This is a genomic window from Georgenia halophila (assembly GCF_039541595.1).
This window is the reverse complement of sequence record NZ_BAABGN010000012.1, coordinates 190,829-206,127: the sequence shown is the minus strand read 5'-3', so window position 1 is coordinate 206,127 and position 15,299 is coordinate 190,829. Positions and strand designations below refer to the sequence as shown.

General features: G+C 66.9%; 15 protein-coding genes. 6 read left to right on the top strand and 9 right to left on the bottom strand.

All coding sequences use genetic code 11. From position 1 onward, the window contains the following. Positions 1-16 precede the first annotated feature (16 nt). From ABD907_RS14895 to ABD907_RS14880, 4 genes are all read right to left on the bottom strand, one after another. Positions 17-646 carry a DUF624 domain-containing protein gene (locus ABD907_RS14895; RefSeq protein WP_345217057.1) on the bottom strand — a complete coding sequence of 210 codons (630 nt, stop codon included), beginning with the start codon at positions 644-646 and terminating at the stop codon, positions 17-19. 9 nt (positions 647-655) lie between these two features. After that, positions 656-1,564 carry a carbohydrate ABC transporter permease gene (locus tag ABD907_RS14890; RefSeq protein WP_345217056.1) on the bottom strand — a complete coding sequence of 303 codons (909 nt, stop codon included), beginning with the start codon at positions 1,562-1,564 and terminating at the stop codon, positions 656-658. Position 1,565: 1 nt separating this feature from the next. Continuing rightward, positions 1,566-2,564, bottom strand: coding sequence for an ABC transporter permease (locus ABD907_RS14885; RefSeq protein ID WP_345217055.1), 999 nt, complete (start codon positions 2,562-2,564; stop codon positions 1,566-1,568). Between the two features lie 68 nt (positions 2,565-2,632). Continuing rightward, the gene (locus ABD907_RS14880) at positions 2,633-4,168 is read right to left on the bottom strand and encodes an extracellular solute-binding protein (protein ID WP_345217054.1); all 1,536 of its coding nucleotides are present in this window, start codon (positions 4,166-4,168) and stop codon (positions 2,633-2,635) included. A 297-nt stretch (positions 4,169-4,465) separates the two neighbouring features. Between ABD907_RS14880 and ABD907_RS14875 the strand changes: the two genes are divergently transcribed. After that, positions 4,466-4,699 (top strand): hypothetical protein, encoded by a 234-nt coding sequence (locus tag ABD907_RS14875; protein ID WP_345217053.1) that lies wholly within the window; start codon positions 4,466-4,468, stop codon positions 4,697-4,699. A 372-nt stretch (positions 4,700-5,071) separates the two neighbouring features. On the opposite strand, the gene ABD907_RS14870 is transcribed toward ABD907_RS14875, so the two are convergent. Next, positions 5,072-5,362 (bottom strand): hypothetical protein, encoded by a 291-nt coding sequence (locus tag ABD907_RS14870; protein WP_345217052.1) that lies wholly within the window; start codon positions 5,360-5,362, stop codon positions 5,072-5,074. A 744-nt stretch (positions 5,363-6,106) separates the two neighbouring features. On the opposite strand from ABD907_RS14870, the gene ABD907_RS14865 reads away from it, so the two are divergent. Beyond that, complete coding sequence (locus ABD907_RS14865) at positions 6,107-6,952, top strand: Rossmann-fold NAD(P)-binding domain-containing protein (RefSeq protein ID WP_345217051.1); 846 nt, start codon at positions 6,107-6,109, stop codon at positions 6,950-6,952. Then, entirely contained in the window at positions 6,942-7,649 is a 708-nt protein-coding gene (locus ABD907_RS14860; protein ID WP_345217050.1) for a GntR family transcriptional regulator, read from the top strand. The genes ABD907_RS14865 and ABD907_RS14860 overlap by 11 nt, the downstream gene beginning before the upstream one ends. Positions 7,650-7,885: 236 nt before the next feature. Here the strand turns inward: ABD907_RS14860 and ABD907_RS14855 are convergent, their stop codons facing one another. Genes ABD907_RS14855 through ABD907_RS14845 form a run of 3 tightly spaced genes read right to left on the bottom strand, consistent with a single transcriptional unit; the run spans position 7,886 to position 10,829 of the window. Then, positions 7,886-8,647: a triose-phosphate isomerase gene (locus ABD907_RS14855; protein WP_345217049.1), complete on the bottom strand. Its 762-nt coding sequence runs from the start codon at positions 8,645-8,647 to the stop codon at positions 7,886-7,888. A 1-nt stretch (position 8,648) separates the two neighbouring features. Beyond that, the gene (locus ABD907_RS14850) at positions 8,649-9,107 is read right to left on the bottom strand and encodes a ribose-5-phosphate isomerase (RefSeq protein WP_345217048.1); all 459 of its coding nucleotides are present in this window, start codon (positions 9,105-9,107) and stop codon (positions 8,649-8,651) included. A 12-nt stretch (positions 9,108-9,119) separates the two neighbouring features. Continuing rightward, a complete protein-coding gene (locus ABD907_RS14845; RefSeq protein ID WP_345217047.1) occupies positions 9,120-10,829 on the bottom strand; it encodes a dihydroxyacetone kinase family protein in 1,710 nt (569 codons plus the stop codon). A 205-nt stretch (positions 10,830-11,034) separates the two neighbouring features. Here ABD907_RS14845 and ABD907_RS14840 point away from each other — a divergent pair, with 205 nt between their 5' ends. The 3 genes from ABD907_RS14840 to ABD907_RS14830 all read left to right on the top strand — a co-directional run bounded on the left by ABD907_RS14840 (position 11,035) and on the right by ABD907_RS14830 (position 14,520). Beyond that, positions 11,035-11,955: a sugar phosphate isomerase/epimerase family protein gene (locus tag ABD907_RS14840; RefSeq protein ID WP_345217046.1), complete on the top strand. Its 921-nt coding sequence runs from the start codon at positions 11,035-11,037 to the stop codon at positions 11,953-11,955. Positions 11,956-12,021: 66 nt separating this feature from the next. Next, positions 12,022-12,999, top strand: a complete 978-nt coding sequence (locus tag ABD907_RS14835) for a 3-hydroxyacyl-CoA dehydrogenase family protein (RefSeq protein WP_345217045.1) — start codon at positions 12,022-12,024, stop codon at positions 12,997-12,999. A 102-nt stretch (positions 13,000-13,101) separates the two neighbouring features. Beyond that, positions 13,102-14,520, top strand: a complete 1,419-nt coding sequence (locus ABD907_RS14830; RefSeq protein WP_345217044.1) for a GntP family permease — start codon at positions 13,102-13,104, stop codon at positions 14,518-14,520. A gap of 28 nt (positions 14,521-14,548) precedes the next feature. Here ABD907_RS14830 and ABD907_RS14825 read toward each other — a convergent pair whose 3' ends face one another. Continuing rightward, a complete protein-coding gene (locus tag ABD907_RS14825; protein WP_345217292.1) occupies positions 14,549-15,232 on the bottom strand; it encodes a GntR family transcriptional regulator in 684 nt (227 codons plus the stop codon). Positions 15,233-15,299: the final 67 nt, after the last annotated feature.

Here is a 15,299-nt window from a genome sequence, read left to right as displayed (position 1 = left end):
CCATAGACGCTGCACATCAGCGAGAAGCAGCCGTGGCCCGGTACTGCAACTTCTGGTAGCCGACAAGGTCAATCGACACCGTCAGCATCACCATCGGCGAGATGGTGAAGAAGAACGCGAGAGCCGGCCACCGACCGAAGACAAACGAAAGGGCCAAACCAGAGGCGACCACCAGCATCGTTCCGAGCGGATGGGTGAATCCATAGAACAAGCTGGCCCGGATCAGATGCCGCCACGACGCCTCAACATGCGCCAACATGAAGGGTAGGTGGACAACCACGCTAAGAAGTGCCATGCCGGCCGCTATCAACAACCCGAGAACCGGGATACGCAACGCTAGGTAATCAGCGGTCGCTGCCACTGAGATTCCGACGTAGATCACGTATCCAACGGCGAGGACGCCGTAGCCCCACAGATTTCCGGAAGCCGCCCGATCCAACACCAGCTTGAGGTAACGCCGCACATAGGGCTGCTCGGCGGATTTGGGTCTATGTCTCCAGTCGCGCACAAGCTGAAAGGCGGCCAATGTCGCTGGAAAGACGCCGAAGACGCCGAGCCCTGCTAGGCTCGCGGCCAGCCAGAGCAGGTTCAGCAGCGCAAGACGGCTGACCCATGCAGTGCCGCTCGTGACAAGTCCCTGAAGCACCTGTGCTCCTCAGCCCTTGACTGCGCCTACGAGGATACCTCTGTTGAAGTACCGCTGCGCGTACGGGTAAAAGATGAGGACGGGGACGATCGCAAAGACCATGGTCGCCGCCCTGATGTTCTCAGGGATCACAAGGAACCCGTTCGATATTGTCCGTTCGAAGTTCAGGGACTGGTCGCCTGATGCCAGGAGCAACCGGTACAAGACGACCTGGATGGGCTGCAGCGAGGCATCTCTCAAGTAGATCAGTGGCCATAGGAACTGATTCCAGGTCTGCACGGCGTAGAAGATTGCGATGGTGGCGATCACCGGTTTGCAGAGCGGCAGGTAGACACGGAGCAGGATCTGAAGGTCGTTCGCGCCATCCATGTATGCTGACTCTTCAAGTTCCGTAGGTATCGACTCGATGAAGGATTTTGTGACAATCAGTAGGAAGGTGCTGATTGCCAGCGGCAAGACCATGATCAGAACATTGTTAACCAAACCGAGTCGACTGTTCACGATGTAGGCCGGCACGATGCCCGCCTCAAAGATCCAGGTAACGACAAACGTAATCATGATGAACGTGCGGCCCGGCAGTCTTGGCTTCGATAGCGGATACGCGACGGAATATGTGAGAACGACTGCGACAACGGTGCCAGCCACCGTGTATCCGATCGAATTTAGTAATGCTCTGAGGACACCGAGGCGTTCATTGGCGAGAATGTATCGAAAGGTCTCGACATTGAGGTCAACCGGCCACAGAACCACCTGATCCTGGAGGACCGCATTTCCGTCAGACGCCGCCACTGCGACGATGTACATGAACGGATAGATGCATACGGCCGCAGCGAGGATGAGTAGGAATCCGTTCACTACACCGAATAGCGACCAGTCCCGATGCCGGCGTCGCATCTCAGGTACCCGCGTAGTAATCATTTCACAACACCTTCGAGTCAGTGAACTTCTGCGACGCCTTGTTCGTTAGCAGAACGAGGACGAAGGCGATGGCACCCTGGATGAGCCCTACGGCCGCGGCATAGCTATAATCCGGGAACCCTTCCGACGCGAAGGCCAGCCGGTATACATATGTCTGGATGACGTCAGCTGTGGAGTAAACCGCCGGGTTGTACATAAGGAGGATCCTATCGAGATCAATCGTCAGAATCTGGCCGACGTTTAGGATCAACATCACCGCGATCATGGTCGAAATGCTGGGAATGGTGATGTTCAGGATCTTGCGCCAGCGTCCTGCGCCGTCAATATCTGCGGCCTCGTACAGGGTCGGATCGATCGCCGACATTGCAGCCATGTAGATGATTACCGAGTAGCCGAAGTTCTGCCAGACGTGCATGAACGTGTAGAGGGGCCGGAACCAGGCCGGCTCGGTGAAGAAGGATATGCTCTCTCGACCGAAGGCTTCGAGGACGACATTCACAACGCCGCCGTTGGGTGAGAACAGCGTGTACATGATGCTGACTAGCACTGCGGACGACACAAAATACGGGATGAAGCTTATTGTCTGGACCGACCTTCGGAGCCACCGGAGCCGTACCTCGTTGAGCATGAGCGCGAAGACCAGCGGGATCGGGAAGCTTACAAACAGGACGAGCACGGCGAGAATGACCGTATTCGCGATCAGTCGCCCGATCATGGGGTCCTCCATGAAGCGCCTGAAGTTCTCGAGGCCGACCCACTCACTTCCCGTGATGCCTAGGAACGTGCTGAAGTCCTGGAATGCGATGACGAGCGCTCCGACCGGGCCGAGCTTGAAGAGCACAAGGTGAATCAGACCCGGAACCAACATGAGGAAGAGGACCTTATTCTTCTTCACGCGCTGCCAGGTCGTTGCCTTTCGCGGCACAGGCGCTGACTTTCCAACTGCCTCCGAGACCGCCGCGTTCGCGAGCCGCTCCCTCGGCGGAGCTGTCTGTTTCATTGTCAACCTCGTCGATCGTCCGTGGGCTCGAGCCAGTCTCATTCGCTCGATTCTTCTGGCGTCAGAGCCTAGGAGCGCTGCGCATCCCAGGCTTCCTGGTCGATCGCGGTGATGTCGCGATAACCCATTGCATCGGCCTCCTGCAGAAAACTATTCCACTCGCTCAGTGGCGTGTCACCACTAACGAATTCGACAAGCTGGGCATCGACGAAGGGTTCTACAGAAGCTAGAAGGCGGGTCCGTTCCTCGAGTTGCTCTGGGGTGTATTGCAACACTGGATACTCTACGAGATAATTCTCGAAGTAGTCTGAGGCGAAGTCCTTCGTGAAGTCATCCTGCCACTTGTAGAAGGCATCGTCGTTCACCGGGGCCGGATAAGTGAGGCGGTCCTGCATGAAGTTCCACACAGGAGTGCCGACATCCTGATCGGTGTTCTCCTCGTATTCGACGATGTACTCAGGCTCACCGTCGACGACCTCGTACGACTCACCCTCGACCCCGTAATGGTAGGTGCGCTGTCCCTCTTCGCTGTACAGATGGTCCAAGAATTTGATTATGGCGAGGGAGTTGTCCGTGTTGGCGCTCGCTACGAAGACGCGTTCGGTGTTATATCGCGGTTCGGCTGGCTGGTACATCTGTTCGCCATCATTCTTCAGTGCGGGCATGGTCGCCATCTGATAGTCAGGGTACGTGTCACGGTCTGCATTTGTCATGAACCAGAAGGGTCGTGTGAAGAAGTCGTTTGAAACCGATATAGCCCCTGTTAGCATCTGTGTTTGCCAGGTCTCTTCTGTGGCCTGCCCCCGCACCCACTCCGGGTCGATCAGCCGTTCTTCATAGAGTGCGTTGTACCACTCGATCATGTCGCGAAAGCCGTCTGCATGGATGTCTAACCCGTGCCCCGACTCGTAGATTCCGTGGACCTCATTCGTCTCTTTATCGATTCTATCGTTAGCACCAAACGCGTACTGATAGTTGATGAAGTCGTCGCGTCCGCCGAGTGGGTAATAGTTGCCGTCGTCACCGAAGGTGGTCTTGAGGTTCCGTAGCGCCTCGGTGAAGTCCTCGACCGAGGTGGGTGCACTCGATATGCCGGCCTCCTCGAACATGTCCTGACGGTAGAAGGAAAGGATCGAGATCCTGGGGTACTCGTTTACAAGTCCGTAGATGCTGCCATCAGTGTTCTGGACCAGGTTGCGGTAGTCGGGGTTCTCTTCGATATACCGTTGAAGATTCGGAGCGTGTTCCTCGATTAGCGGGGCGAGATCCAGTAGTGCTCCCTGGCGTCCGTACACCTGGGCTTGGGCCATGGTGGCGACGGTTGCGTCCTCGAGGGTTCCGTCACCGAGGATGAGGTCCAGTTGCTCGTAGTGGCGGTCTTCGGGTCCGCCGGCGACCAAATTGACCTCGACGCCCGCGCCTTCCTGAAGCGGCTCGTTCCATCTGTTGTCCTCCAACCAGTTCTTGAACCGATCAGGGATCCGGTACGTGAACTCGCTCCCGTCGCCCGACGCCTCGACGTTGCCGCCCCCGGTCGAGCACGCCGCTGCAGCAAGCAGAATTGCGGCAGCCGTGGCGGCAGCTGCCAACCGTGTCTTCCTCATCAGCACTCCTTCGTTACCTGTGAGCGAGCCGCTTGTCCGCATGCATGACGCACAGCCCAGAGAGCGCCGCTGGCCAGTAGTCCGGACCGGAACGATCGGCGCGTCGCGCCATGGTTGCATGAACTGCGCACCGTGTCGACCGGTTCTGCCCTCTGATTGCATGTTTCGCGCAGCCGGCACGCTTGTCGGTCGGGGCGAGGTTGGAACCGTCACTCTTGCCCTTCGTGTCAGCGGGGAAGGCAAGCTCGGGGACGGTGATGGTCACTTCTGTGTCCCTTCTGCGGCATCTGCGCTGACGTGCGAGGCCATCCAGCACACGATGCGGTCCTGCCCGAGGCGTTCGGGCACTGGCAGGCGGTGGCCGAACGCCACCTGCGCTGGTCCAGCGATGGCACCTGCGAACGCCTCTTCGCCGCGGTCCGCGAGCACCTCGGTGACGACACCGACGACCTGGCTGAGCTGCTGGCGGTGGGCTCGACCGGCGTGCGGGCCATCAACACGCTGCCGGCGCCCGCCCCGCCAGGTCCGTGAGCCCGATGATCACGCGCTCCGGCGCTCACGGGGCGGCCTGGCCAGGATGTCCACGCATTGACCTGACCTTGGCTGGGCCCCCGTGAAGATCCTGCTCGGCCCCAAGGCCAGGGCGGGGCAACTCGAACCTGTGCCCCCGAATGGACCAGCCGGCAGCAGACCACCGAAGTTGGAACCGTCTCTGCAACGACCGCAACACCGACGAAACGCGGCTCAACCGGCTCAAGCAGTGGCGCGCGGTCGCCACCCGCTACGACTAGTGCGCACTGACCTTCCTCGGCGGCGTGCTCCTGACCGCAACCGTCATCTGCCACCGCACGCGTCGATCACAGACAAGGCCCCTAACTGGCTACCAGATATAGGCCATTGCGATCAGTCTTCGGCCGCGGCGATGACGATGTCGAGGGGGACGTCCCGCCGTTTCGGTTCTTGCCGGCCGCGTCCGGCAAGCCAGTTGCCGTCGTGGGTGTACCGCCGTCGCAATGCGGTGCAAGCGCGCTGCTGCATGAACAGGTCGGTGCGTGCAGGGCGTAGGGTGACTGTCGCGCCGACGTCGAGGAGTCGCTGTCCGACTCGCGCGCCGGTGCAGACGGTTTTACCGATGGTCACTTGCAGGTCGCCTCGGGCGTTGATGCTGGTGGCGGTGACGACGGCGTTGCGCACGAGGTGCTTCCGGCTCTTCGCGCCCAGACTCGGGGGTCCGATCCAGCCGGTGACCTTCTGATCCTGTCGGAATCGGGTGAGTGGGTGACTCGCGGCGATGACGTAGACGCCTCGGTCTGGGGCGGCGGTCACGGTGCCCGTGAGGACCTCACCGGTGTAGATGGCGCGTGAGGCGACGAGGGGGTCGACCAGGAGGAGCGAGGCGTAGGCCTCGGCGTGGTCGCTGCGCGTGGCGAGCCCGAGTGCGGCCTCGGTCCTGGAGTCGGCGGTGCGCCAGTCTCGGCCGGACGCGCCATGTGCGTAGGTGGTTGTCGGCCTCCGGGGCAGTGCCGATGGCGTATCGGGCCCTGGCCGCTTCGGTGAGTACACACACGTTGCGCCGCTGCCGGGGTGGTCTGCTCGCTGGACCCACAAGTCGACGACGGCGGCTGCGTCCCGGGCGCGCCATGCACTCCGCTGCGCGCCAGGCGGTCGAGGTGGTCCGGTCGCGCCGGTGGGCGACCACCAAGGTCCGGTGGGTCTGCCTCAGCCCGACACCGCAACCGGCAAGTGCGGCGAAGGTGTGTTCCGGATCCGCGGTGGCTTGGTGGCCTGTCGCCGTTGCGAGATGAGCGGTCCCGTCGGGGTCGAGGTGGAGTGCGACGGCTGAGGTCGGCGGCAGGATCGGCGCGTACACGGTGCGCGGAAGGGGATGGCGCTCTCGTGCCGCGCGCAGCCGAAGCGCGGCGTCGTACAGCTCGGCTCATGACCTCACCTCCACGAGGTCCGGGCTGGTCCTACCAGCACTGGGAGAGGCAGTGGCCGCCGCTCGCCGCCTCGCTGCTCCGTGCCGCGGAAGACACCGGTGCGGTTCTGACCGTCATGGGCAACCTCTACGGGTACGGGCCTGTGGACGGGCAGATCACCCGCGACCTACCGCTCTCGGCCCCCGGGCACATGGGCCGGCTCCGCGCGCGGATGTGGCAGGAGGCGCTCGCCGCTCACCAGGCCGGCCGGATCCGGGCGACCGAGGTGCGTGCCTCCGACTACATGGGCGTGCTCTCGCCCTGGAACGGCATGCTCGTGCTCTACGCCGACTCCGCCCGGCGTGGCCGACCGGTCTTCTCCTTCGGAGACCCCGACGTCCCGCACAGCTTCAGCTACGTCCCCGACGTGGCGGCGACCCTGGCGGCCGTCGCCACCGACGAGCGCGCCTGGGGGCAGGCGTGGCACGTGCCGTCACCGCCGGCGGTCACCGTGCGCAGCGCCCTGACCGACGTCGCGGAGGTCGCCGGTGCGCGCCGGCCGCGGATCGTGCGGATCCCGCGAGGTCTGCTCCGGCTGAGCTACCCGTTCGTGCCGCTGATGCGGGAGCTGGACGAGCTGCTCTATCAGTGGGACCGCCCCTACGTGCTCGACGCCTCGGAGACCACGCAGACCTTCGGCATCGAGGCGACGCCGTGGGGCGAGGTGGTCGAGCGGACCGTCGGGGGCCTGGAGCGAGCAGGCAAGCGCGCCGCTACCCCAGCGCTCTTCCCGAGCCCCGGTGATCACCCGAGGCCGGCGCGGTACGCGCAACTCTGGGCCGTAGGCTTGCCCTATGTCATCTAGTAGCGCCTCGACCCCGTTCCGGGCCTCCCGCCGGGCGCTGCGTGACGAGGTCTACGACGCCCTGCTGGAGATGCTGGTCGACGGCCATCTCGGGGCGGGGGAGGCCCTCGGTATCGATCCTCTCTCGGTCCAGCTCGGCGTCTCGCCGACGCCGGTCCGCGAGGCGCTGGTCCAGCTCGAGTCCACCGGTCTGGTCACGCGGACGGCGCTGCGTGGCTACAAGGTCGCACCGCCCATGTCCCGGGAGGCCATGGAGCAGCTGTTCGACGCGCGCGTTCTGCTCGAGGAGGGCGCGGCTCGCCGTGCCGTGGCGCACCGGGAGTCGCTCGTCCCGCAGCTGCGACGGGTGCTCGAGGAGCAGCGCGACCACGGTGCCGCACTGGTTGACGCGCCCGAGGGGGACGCCTCGGTGAAGGATCTGAGCGACTACCTGGCGGACGACCGGGCCTTCCACGACGCCATCTTCCAGGCAACCGGCAACCGGTTCTTCATCGAGATGGCCCGCCACATCTCCGTCCACGGCCAGCGCCTGCGCCAGTTCGTCGAGCACCACCACGTCGACGCCGAGCTGGCGGTCGCCGAGCACGAACGCATCCTGCGAGCCATGGAGGCCGGCGACGCCGACGAGGTGGCCGAGACGATGCGCGTCCACATCCTCGCCGTCCGGGAGCGCACCTTGAGCGACGCCGAGTCCTGATCGCGTCTTCTTCCTGCGCCCCGGTCGGCTCGTCGAGAACCGGTGACGATCGGCCGACGCGAGTGTTGATGTTGGCGCTATGACGACGAGATCAGCACTCTCGTTCGGCGGCTCGTGGGCCACGGTGCGACGGCGGCGGGTCCCGGCGTCGTGCGTGCGATGTTCGGGTGCGGATGACGAATCGGCACGCGGATGACGAATCGGCACGAAGTGGGTCGGGCGTCGCGAACTTCCTCTCAGGACGCGGCGATCTCGAGCAGCCTGAGGTAGCCCTCGAGGTTCCAGGCGGTGCGTCCGACGAACAGCCCGTCGACGCCGGGCACGCCGAGCAGCGGCCCCGCGTTGTCGGTGCTGACCGAGCCGCCGTAGAGCACGGCACGGACACGTCCGCCGTACTCGGCCTGGAGCGCCGCCATGGGTTCGGCGAGCTCGTCCTCGGTGGCCGGGCGGCCGTGCTCGCCGATCGCCCAGATCGGCTCGTAGGCCAGCAGGACGTCGCCGAGAGGCGCCCCCTCGAGGCCCTCCAGCGCGCCGCGGGCCTGGTCCAGGATGTACTCGGTCGAACCGCCGTCGTCGCGGACCTCGGCCGGCTCGCCGACGCAGAGCAGCGGCACGAGGCCGTGCCGCAGCGTGGCACGAACTTTCAACCGGGTCCTCTCCACCGTCTCGGCGAAGTGCTGACGCCGTTCGGAGTGACCGATCTCCACCAGGCGGGCCCCGGCGTCCGCCACCTGGGGGACGGAGACCTCGCCGGTCCAGGCACCGGCGTCCTCCCAGTGCGCGTTCTGCGCCCCGAGCAGGACGCCGCCCGGGCCGCCGGCGGCGCCGAGCGCGTCACGGACCGTCGTCAGGGCCGTGAACGGCGGGATGACGAACGGCTGCATGCCGCTCGTGAGCTCGGGCCGTTCCGCGAGCGCCGCGGCGAGGCCGGTGGCGTAGTCCCGCGCCTGGGCGAGGGAGAAGTTCATCTTCCAGCTGGTGCCGACCCAGGTGGTCACATCACAGGCCTTCGTAGGCGTCGATGGCGTCGACCTTGGGGCCGGAGCTCGAGGTGGGGTCGAACTCGAGGCCGACCCACTCCTTGACGAGCGTGCGGGCCAGCTCGAGGCCGACGACGCGCTCTCCCATGCACAGCACCTGCGCATTGTTGGACAGCACCGAGCGCTGCACGGAGTAGATGTCGTGCGCCGTGACGGCCCGCACGCCCTTGACCTTGTTGGCCGAGATCGCGACGCCTAGGCCGGTGCCGCAGATCAGCAGGGCGCGGTCCGCCTCACCGGCGGTGATCTTCTCGCCCGCCTCGATGGCGACGTTCGGGTAGTACGTCTCATCCTCGGAGCCGATCACGCCGACGTCGATCACGGCCTCGACCCGGTCGTCCGCCTCGAGGTCCTTCTTGATGGCTTCCTTGTAGCTGTAGCCGGCGCTGTCCCCGCCGACGACGATGCGCTGTCCCATGGTGTCTCTCCTTCAGTGGTCGCCGAGATGGTCGGCGAGTGCGGTCGCGAGCAGCGTGAACGACTCGGCACCGGGGTCCGGCGTGCCCACGCTCTTCGAGCCCAGCACCCGTGAACGACCCAGGCGAGCGGTGAGGTCCGCGGTCTTGTCCGCCGCCTCGCGAGCGGCCGAGGCGGCCGCGGCCACGGACGCGGCCAGGTCACCCGTCCGGTCGAACTCCCCCTGCAGGGTATCCACGAACGGGACGGCGGCGTCGATCATGGTCTTGTCGCCCACCTGCGCCCCGCCCAGGCGGCGGACGGCGTCGACGGCGGCGACGATGGCGGCGACCTTGCGGCGCTCGTCCGCGCCGTCGGAGTCCTCGAAGGCCCCGCCGGCGGCGGTCAGCGCGGCGCCCCACAGGGCGCCGGAGGTCCCGCCGGCCGACTCCGACCACGCCGTACCGGCGTGCACGAGCACGGTGCGGGCACCGGCCCCGCGCTCGATCGCGGTCTGCCCGGCGGCCGCCGCGCCGTGGGAGCCAGCACGCATCCCGGCGCCGTGGTCGCCGTCCCCCGCCACGGCGTCGAGCCGGCCGAGCTCGTGCTCGTTGTCCGCGCACACCTGCTCGAACAGCGCGAGCACGTCGCGGAGACGGCCGGCCAGCTCGCGCGAGGGCTCGCTCGCCTCGGGCACCGGCTCCTCACCGACCTCGTAGACGCTCGTGCGCTCGGTGCGCTCGCCGGCCACCTCGCCGCGGCGATACGCGGGAGTGTCGGCCGGCGCGAGCCAAAACCGCTCGAGCTCGTCGTCGAGGAAGACGACGGTCAGCGACAGGCCCGCCATGTCGAGGCTGGTCACGAACTCGCCGACCTCCGGGCGTGCGACGTTCAGACCACGCTCGGCGAGCCGGTCGGCGATCTGGCCGTAGACCACGAAGAGCTCTTCGTACTTGACCGTGCCGAGCCCGTTGAGCAGCACCGCGACTCGGTCGCCGTGGCCCTCGGGGGCTTCGTTCATGACCCCGTCGAAGAGCAGATCGGCCACCTCGTCGGCCCGGCCCATCGGTACGTCCTCGACGCCCGGCTCGCCGTGGATCCCCAGGCCGATGGCCATCTGGCCGTCCTCGACGTGGAACAGCGGCTCCTCGGCACCGGGCAGCGTGCAGCCGTCGAAGGCGAGGCCGAAGGAGCGGGTCGCGTCGTTGGCCTTCCACGCCACCCGCTCGGCCTCGTCGATGTCGGCCCCCGCTTCGATCGCCGCCCCGGCGATCTTGAACACGGGCAGGTCCCCGGCGATGCCGCGCCGGTCCCGGTGCTTGTCCGCGGTGTTGGAGGCGATGTCGTCACTGACCATGACGATGCGCACGTCGATGCCCTCGGCGCGCAGCTTCTCCGCGGCGGCGCCGAAGTGCAGCACGTCACCCGCGTAGTTGCCGAACCCGAGGATGACGCCGCCGCCGTTCTCCGCCGAACGGGCGACCGAGTACACCTGCGAGGCCGACGGCGACGAGAAGATGTTGCCGCACGGGGCGCCGTGACCGATCCCGGGACCCACCCAGCCCGCGAACGCCGGGTAGTGCCCGGACCCGCCGCCGACGACGAGCGCCGGCTGGCCGGGAGGAGTTTCCGTGGAGCGCACGACTCCGCCGTGCACGGCGGTGACGTACTGCGGGTGCGCGGCCGCGAACCCGCGCACGGCTTCGGCCGCGAAGTCGGCGGCGTTGTTGATCAGGTAGGTCATGGTCGTCCCTCGGGCATCGTCGGCCGGCGGCCCACCGGGGACCGGGCTCGTGCTGATCGGTCGCTACTGACGGTAGTCCTCGCGGCGCGCCGCCCCGCAATCGTCCATGGAGAGAGGCTGCTCGCGGCTCGGCCCCTGGGGCTGCGTTGACGTACGGTCACCATCACCCAATATCGTATAGGGAACTACCAGACGGAGGATCCGGATGTATACCGCAGACAGCTGGCCGATCGCGTGCAACATGCTCTCGTTCGGCAGCACCGCGCCCGACGGGACGCCGATCGAGGACGCACCCGCGTCAGTGTGGGCCGGCCAGCTGCGGCAGGTGCGCGAGCTGGGTTTCGACCACATCGATCCCACCGACGCCTGGGTCCCACTCGGGAAGCTCTCCGACGCTCGCGTCAAGGAGTTCCACAGTGTCCTCGCCGACGAGGGTCTCGCCGTCTCGTCCATCTCGATGACGCGCAGCAGCGTCGTGGACCTCGAGAAGGGCGAGGAGAACCTCCGGATCGCGCACCGCCTGATGGATCTCGCGCCCGACTTCGGCGCGAGCGTCGTCAACACCGGGTTCATGCAGGCGCTGACGCCCGCTCAGCAGAAGGCCCTGTGGTTCTGGCTCGCCGACGGGCACGTGGACGACCCCGAGCTGCGCCCGCTGGCCATCCAGCGGGTCCGGGAGCTGGGCGACCACGCGCAGCAGAACGGCCTGCAGCTCAGCCTGGAGATGTACGAGGACACCTACGTCGGCACCCCCGAGGAGGCCGTGCGGTTCGTGACCGACGTCGATCACGCTGCCGTCGGCCTCAACCCGGACCTCGGAAACCTCATCCGTCTGCACCGGCCGATGCCGCCGTACACCGAGATGTTCGAGAAGGTGCTGCCGTACTCGAACTTCTGGCACATCAAGAACTACACCCGCGACGAGGACCCGCAGACCGGCTCCTACTCCTCCGCCCCGATGCCGCTGAAATACGGCGTGATCAACTACCGCGCCGTCATCCGCAGAGCACTCGAGCTGGGGTACAGCGGCCCGTTCTGCTGCGAGCACTACGGCAGCGACTCCATCGGCGTCTGCGCCGAGAACCGCGACTACATCCGGCAGGTGCTGCAGTCCGCCCTCCGGTAGGGCACGTCCATCCCCGCCACGACGCCGCGGCACCAGCCGCCCCACGCACCATTCGAGGAGACCGACATGAGCAGGACCATTTCCACCGTGACCGTCGTCGGGGCGGGGTACATGGGCGGCGGCATCGCCCAGAGCCTCGCGCTCGCCGGCATGTCCGTCGAGATCGTGGACGTCGACGTCGACGCCTCCGTCAGGGGCCTCGAGCGGCTCCTCCAGGAGGCCCAGGAGTTCGAGGACCAGGGGCTCTACGAGCCCGGCAGCACCGAGAAGATCCGCGGCAACCTGCGGGCGGGACGCACCGTCGCCGAGGCCGTCGCCGACGTGGACTTCATCGAGGAGGCCGTCTTCGAGCGGCCGGACGTCAAGCGCGAGGTGCTCGCCACGATCAGTGCGCACGCGCGTCCGGACGCCATTATCGGCACCAACACCTCTTCCATCCCCGTGCACGTCCTCGTCCCGGCGGTGACCAACCCCGAGCGGTTCCTCACCGTGCACTTCTCCAACCCGGCACCGTTCATCCCCGGCGTCGAGCTCGTCGCCGGAGAGTCGACGACGCCGGACGTCGTCGAGGCCGTCAAGGACCTCCTCGCGCGAGCCGGCCGTGAGGGCGCGCAAGTGGCGGACACTCCGGGAATGGTGCTGAACCGGCTGCAGTACGCCCTGCTGAAGGAGGCGACCGCCGTCGTCGAGGAGGGCGTGGCGACCGTGGACGACGTCGACACGATCGTGCGGACCACGTTCGGCTTCCGTCTCGGCTTCTTCGGCCCCTTCGCGATCGCGGACCAGGCCGGCCTGGACGTGTACGAGAACGCCTTCGGCACGCTCGCGGACGCCTACGGCGAGCGCCTCGCCACGCCACAGCTGATCAAGGACGCCGTCGCGGCCGGCCGCAAGGGTGTGAAGAACGGCAAGGGCCTGACCGGGGACTTCGACGACGAGACCAGGGCCGAGCTCATCGCCTACCGGAACAAGGCCTACTCGCGGATGGGTGACCTGCTCCGCGAGCTCGGTCCCGCACCCAAGGGCGCCGACCCGGAGAACTGACACAGACGTAGGGTCCCGGAGCGCTCGCTCCGGGACCCGGCTGCGTCGCGCTCGCGACGCGGCATTCGCACGACCCCTTGACCCACCCACCGAAGGTGCCCCATGCCCGGCATGCTCCTCGCGGCGCAGGACGACCTCGTCCTCGCCGACCGGCCCACCGGCCTGCTCGTCGCGATCGCCGTCGCGGCGATCGCCCTCCTGCTCGTCCTCATCATCAAGGTGCGGCTGCACGCGTTCTTCTCCCTCGCCGTCGTCAGCATCCTGACGGCGCTGGCCGGCGGGATCGGAATCGGTGACGTCGTGGACGTCGTCGTCGAGGGGTTCTCCTCGACGGTCGGTGAGGTCGCCCTGCTGGTCGGCTTCGGCGCGGTGCTGGGGCGGCTGGTCGAAGTCTCCGGCGGCGCGCAGGTGCTCTCGGACAGGATGCTTCGGACGTTCGGGGAGAGGAAGGCGCCGCTTGCGCTCGCCGTCGCCTCGCTCTTCTACGCGTTCCCGATCTTCCTCGATGCCGGCTTCATCGTCATGCTGCCGATCATCTACACCGTCGCTCGGCGGCTCGGCGGCTCCTTCATGCTCTACGTCCTGCCCTCCATCGGCGCGTTCCTCATGATGCACGCGCTCACCCCGCCCCACCCCGGCCCGACGGCGGCAGCGACCGTGATGGGCGCGGACGTGGGGCTGGTGGTGCTCGTCGCGCTGCTCGTGGGCCTGCCCACCTGGTATCTCGCCGGCTACCGGCTGAGCCTCGTCATCGCCAGGCGCTACCCGAACATGCCCGTGCCGAACCTCCTCGGAGAGCCTGAGGACACGGACGAGGACGAGCGGCCGGGCTTCGGCGTGATCATCTTCTGCCTCCTCCTGCCGCTGGTGCTGATCTTCTTCAACACCCTGCTGACCACCCTCACCGAGACCGGCGCCCTGGACCAGGAGAACGTCTTCTTCCGCCTGTCCGAGCTCGTCGGCGCCACACCCATCGCCCTGCTCATCACCGCCCTCGTGGCCATGTGGCTGCTCTACGTCCGTCCGCGCAGCGGCCGCGCCGTCGGTGGTGTGCTCGAGGACCTGGTGGACAAGGCCCTCGCGCCGGTCTGCTCGATCATCCTCATCACCGGTGCCGGCGGCGCGTTCGGCGAGGTCCTGACCGCCACTGGTATCGGCGGCCTGGTGGCCGGCGGCCTGGACGAGGCGGGCCTACCGGTCATCCTCGCCGGCTTCCTGGTGGCGGTCGCCTTCCGGGTCGCCCAGGGTTCCGCCACGGTCGCGGCCACGACCGCCGGTTCGATCATGGCGCCAGCCGTGGCAGAGCTGGGCCTGAGCGGGATCGCGCTAGCCGCGATCGTGGTGGCCATCACCGCCGGATCGATCACGTTCTCCCACGTCAACGACTCGGGCTTCTGGCTCATCGGCCGTTTCTGCGGCTTCGACACTCTGACCACCCTGAAGACCTGGACGGTGATCGCCACCGCGACCGGGTTCTGCGGGTTCGGGCTGAGCTGGTTGGTCTTCGCCATCGCGGCGTAGGCCGCGCGACTGCGCCGCGCGTCGCGGATCAGCGGTCGGGCAGCTCCAGCTGACGCAGGCGGGAGTAGGCGCCGCTCATGTGCTTCTCCACCGCCGCCCGCGCCGCCTGCGGATCGCCCTCGCTGAGCACCATCCGGAGCTCGTGGTGCTCCGGATACCCGACCGTGGGGAAGTCGGGGAAGTTGATGTTCCGCGTGTGCAGGAAGAACGAGACCTGGCTGCGGATCGAGGTCCACACACGCAGCAGGCGGACGTGGTCGGCGGCGTCGTAGATGACGTCGTGGAACGCCAGGTCGAGCCGTACGGCCTCCTGCGGCTCGACGCTGCCGGAGGTCATCTTCATCGCCTCGAGCACCCGGTCCATCTCGGCGAGGTGGCCGCTGGTCAGCCGGGTGGCCGCACGCTCGCCCGCGAGCGCCTCGATGGCGGCGCGCAGCGTGTGCACCTCCTCGACGTCCTGCTGGGTCAGCACGCTGACGAAGGCGCCGCGGTGCCGGCGGATCTCGACCTGCCCCTCCGCCTCGAGCAGTGCCAGCGCCTCGCGCACCGGGCCCCGGCTGACGTCGAGCGCCGTCGCGAGCTCGGCCTCGCGCAAGTGCTGTCCCGGGCGCAGCTCGCCGCGGGCCATCTTGTCGCGCAGGATCCGGACCACGTAGTCGCTCAGCGTCGTGCGTGGGGGAATGGTCTCGAGCGATGTCGTCGGCCGGCTCATAGCGTCCACGTCGACACGCTAGCCGCGCTGCCCGTGACATCGCGCGGGCGGGCCCTCCGTCGTCGCC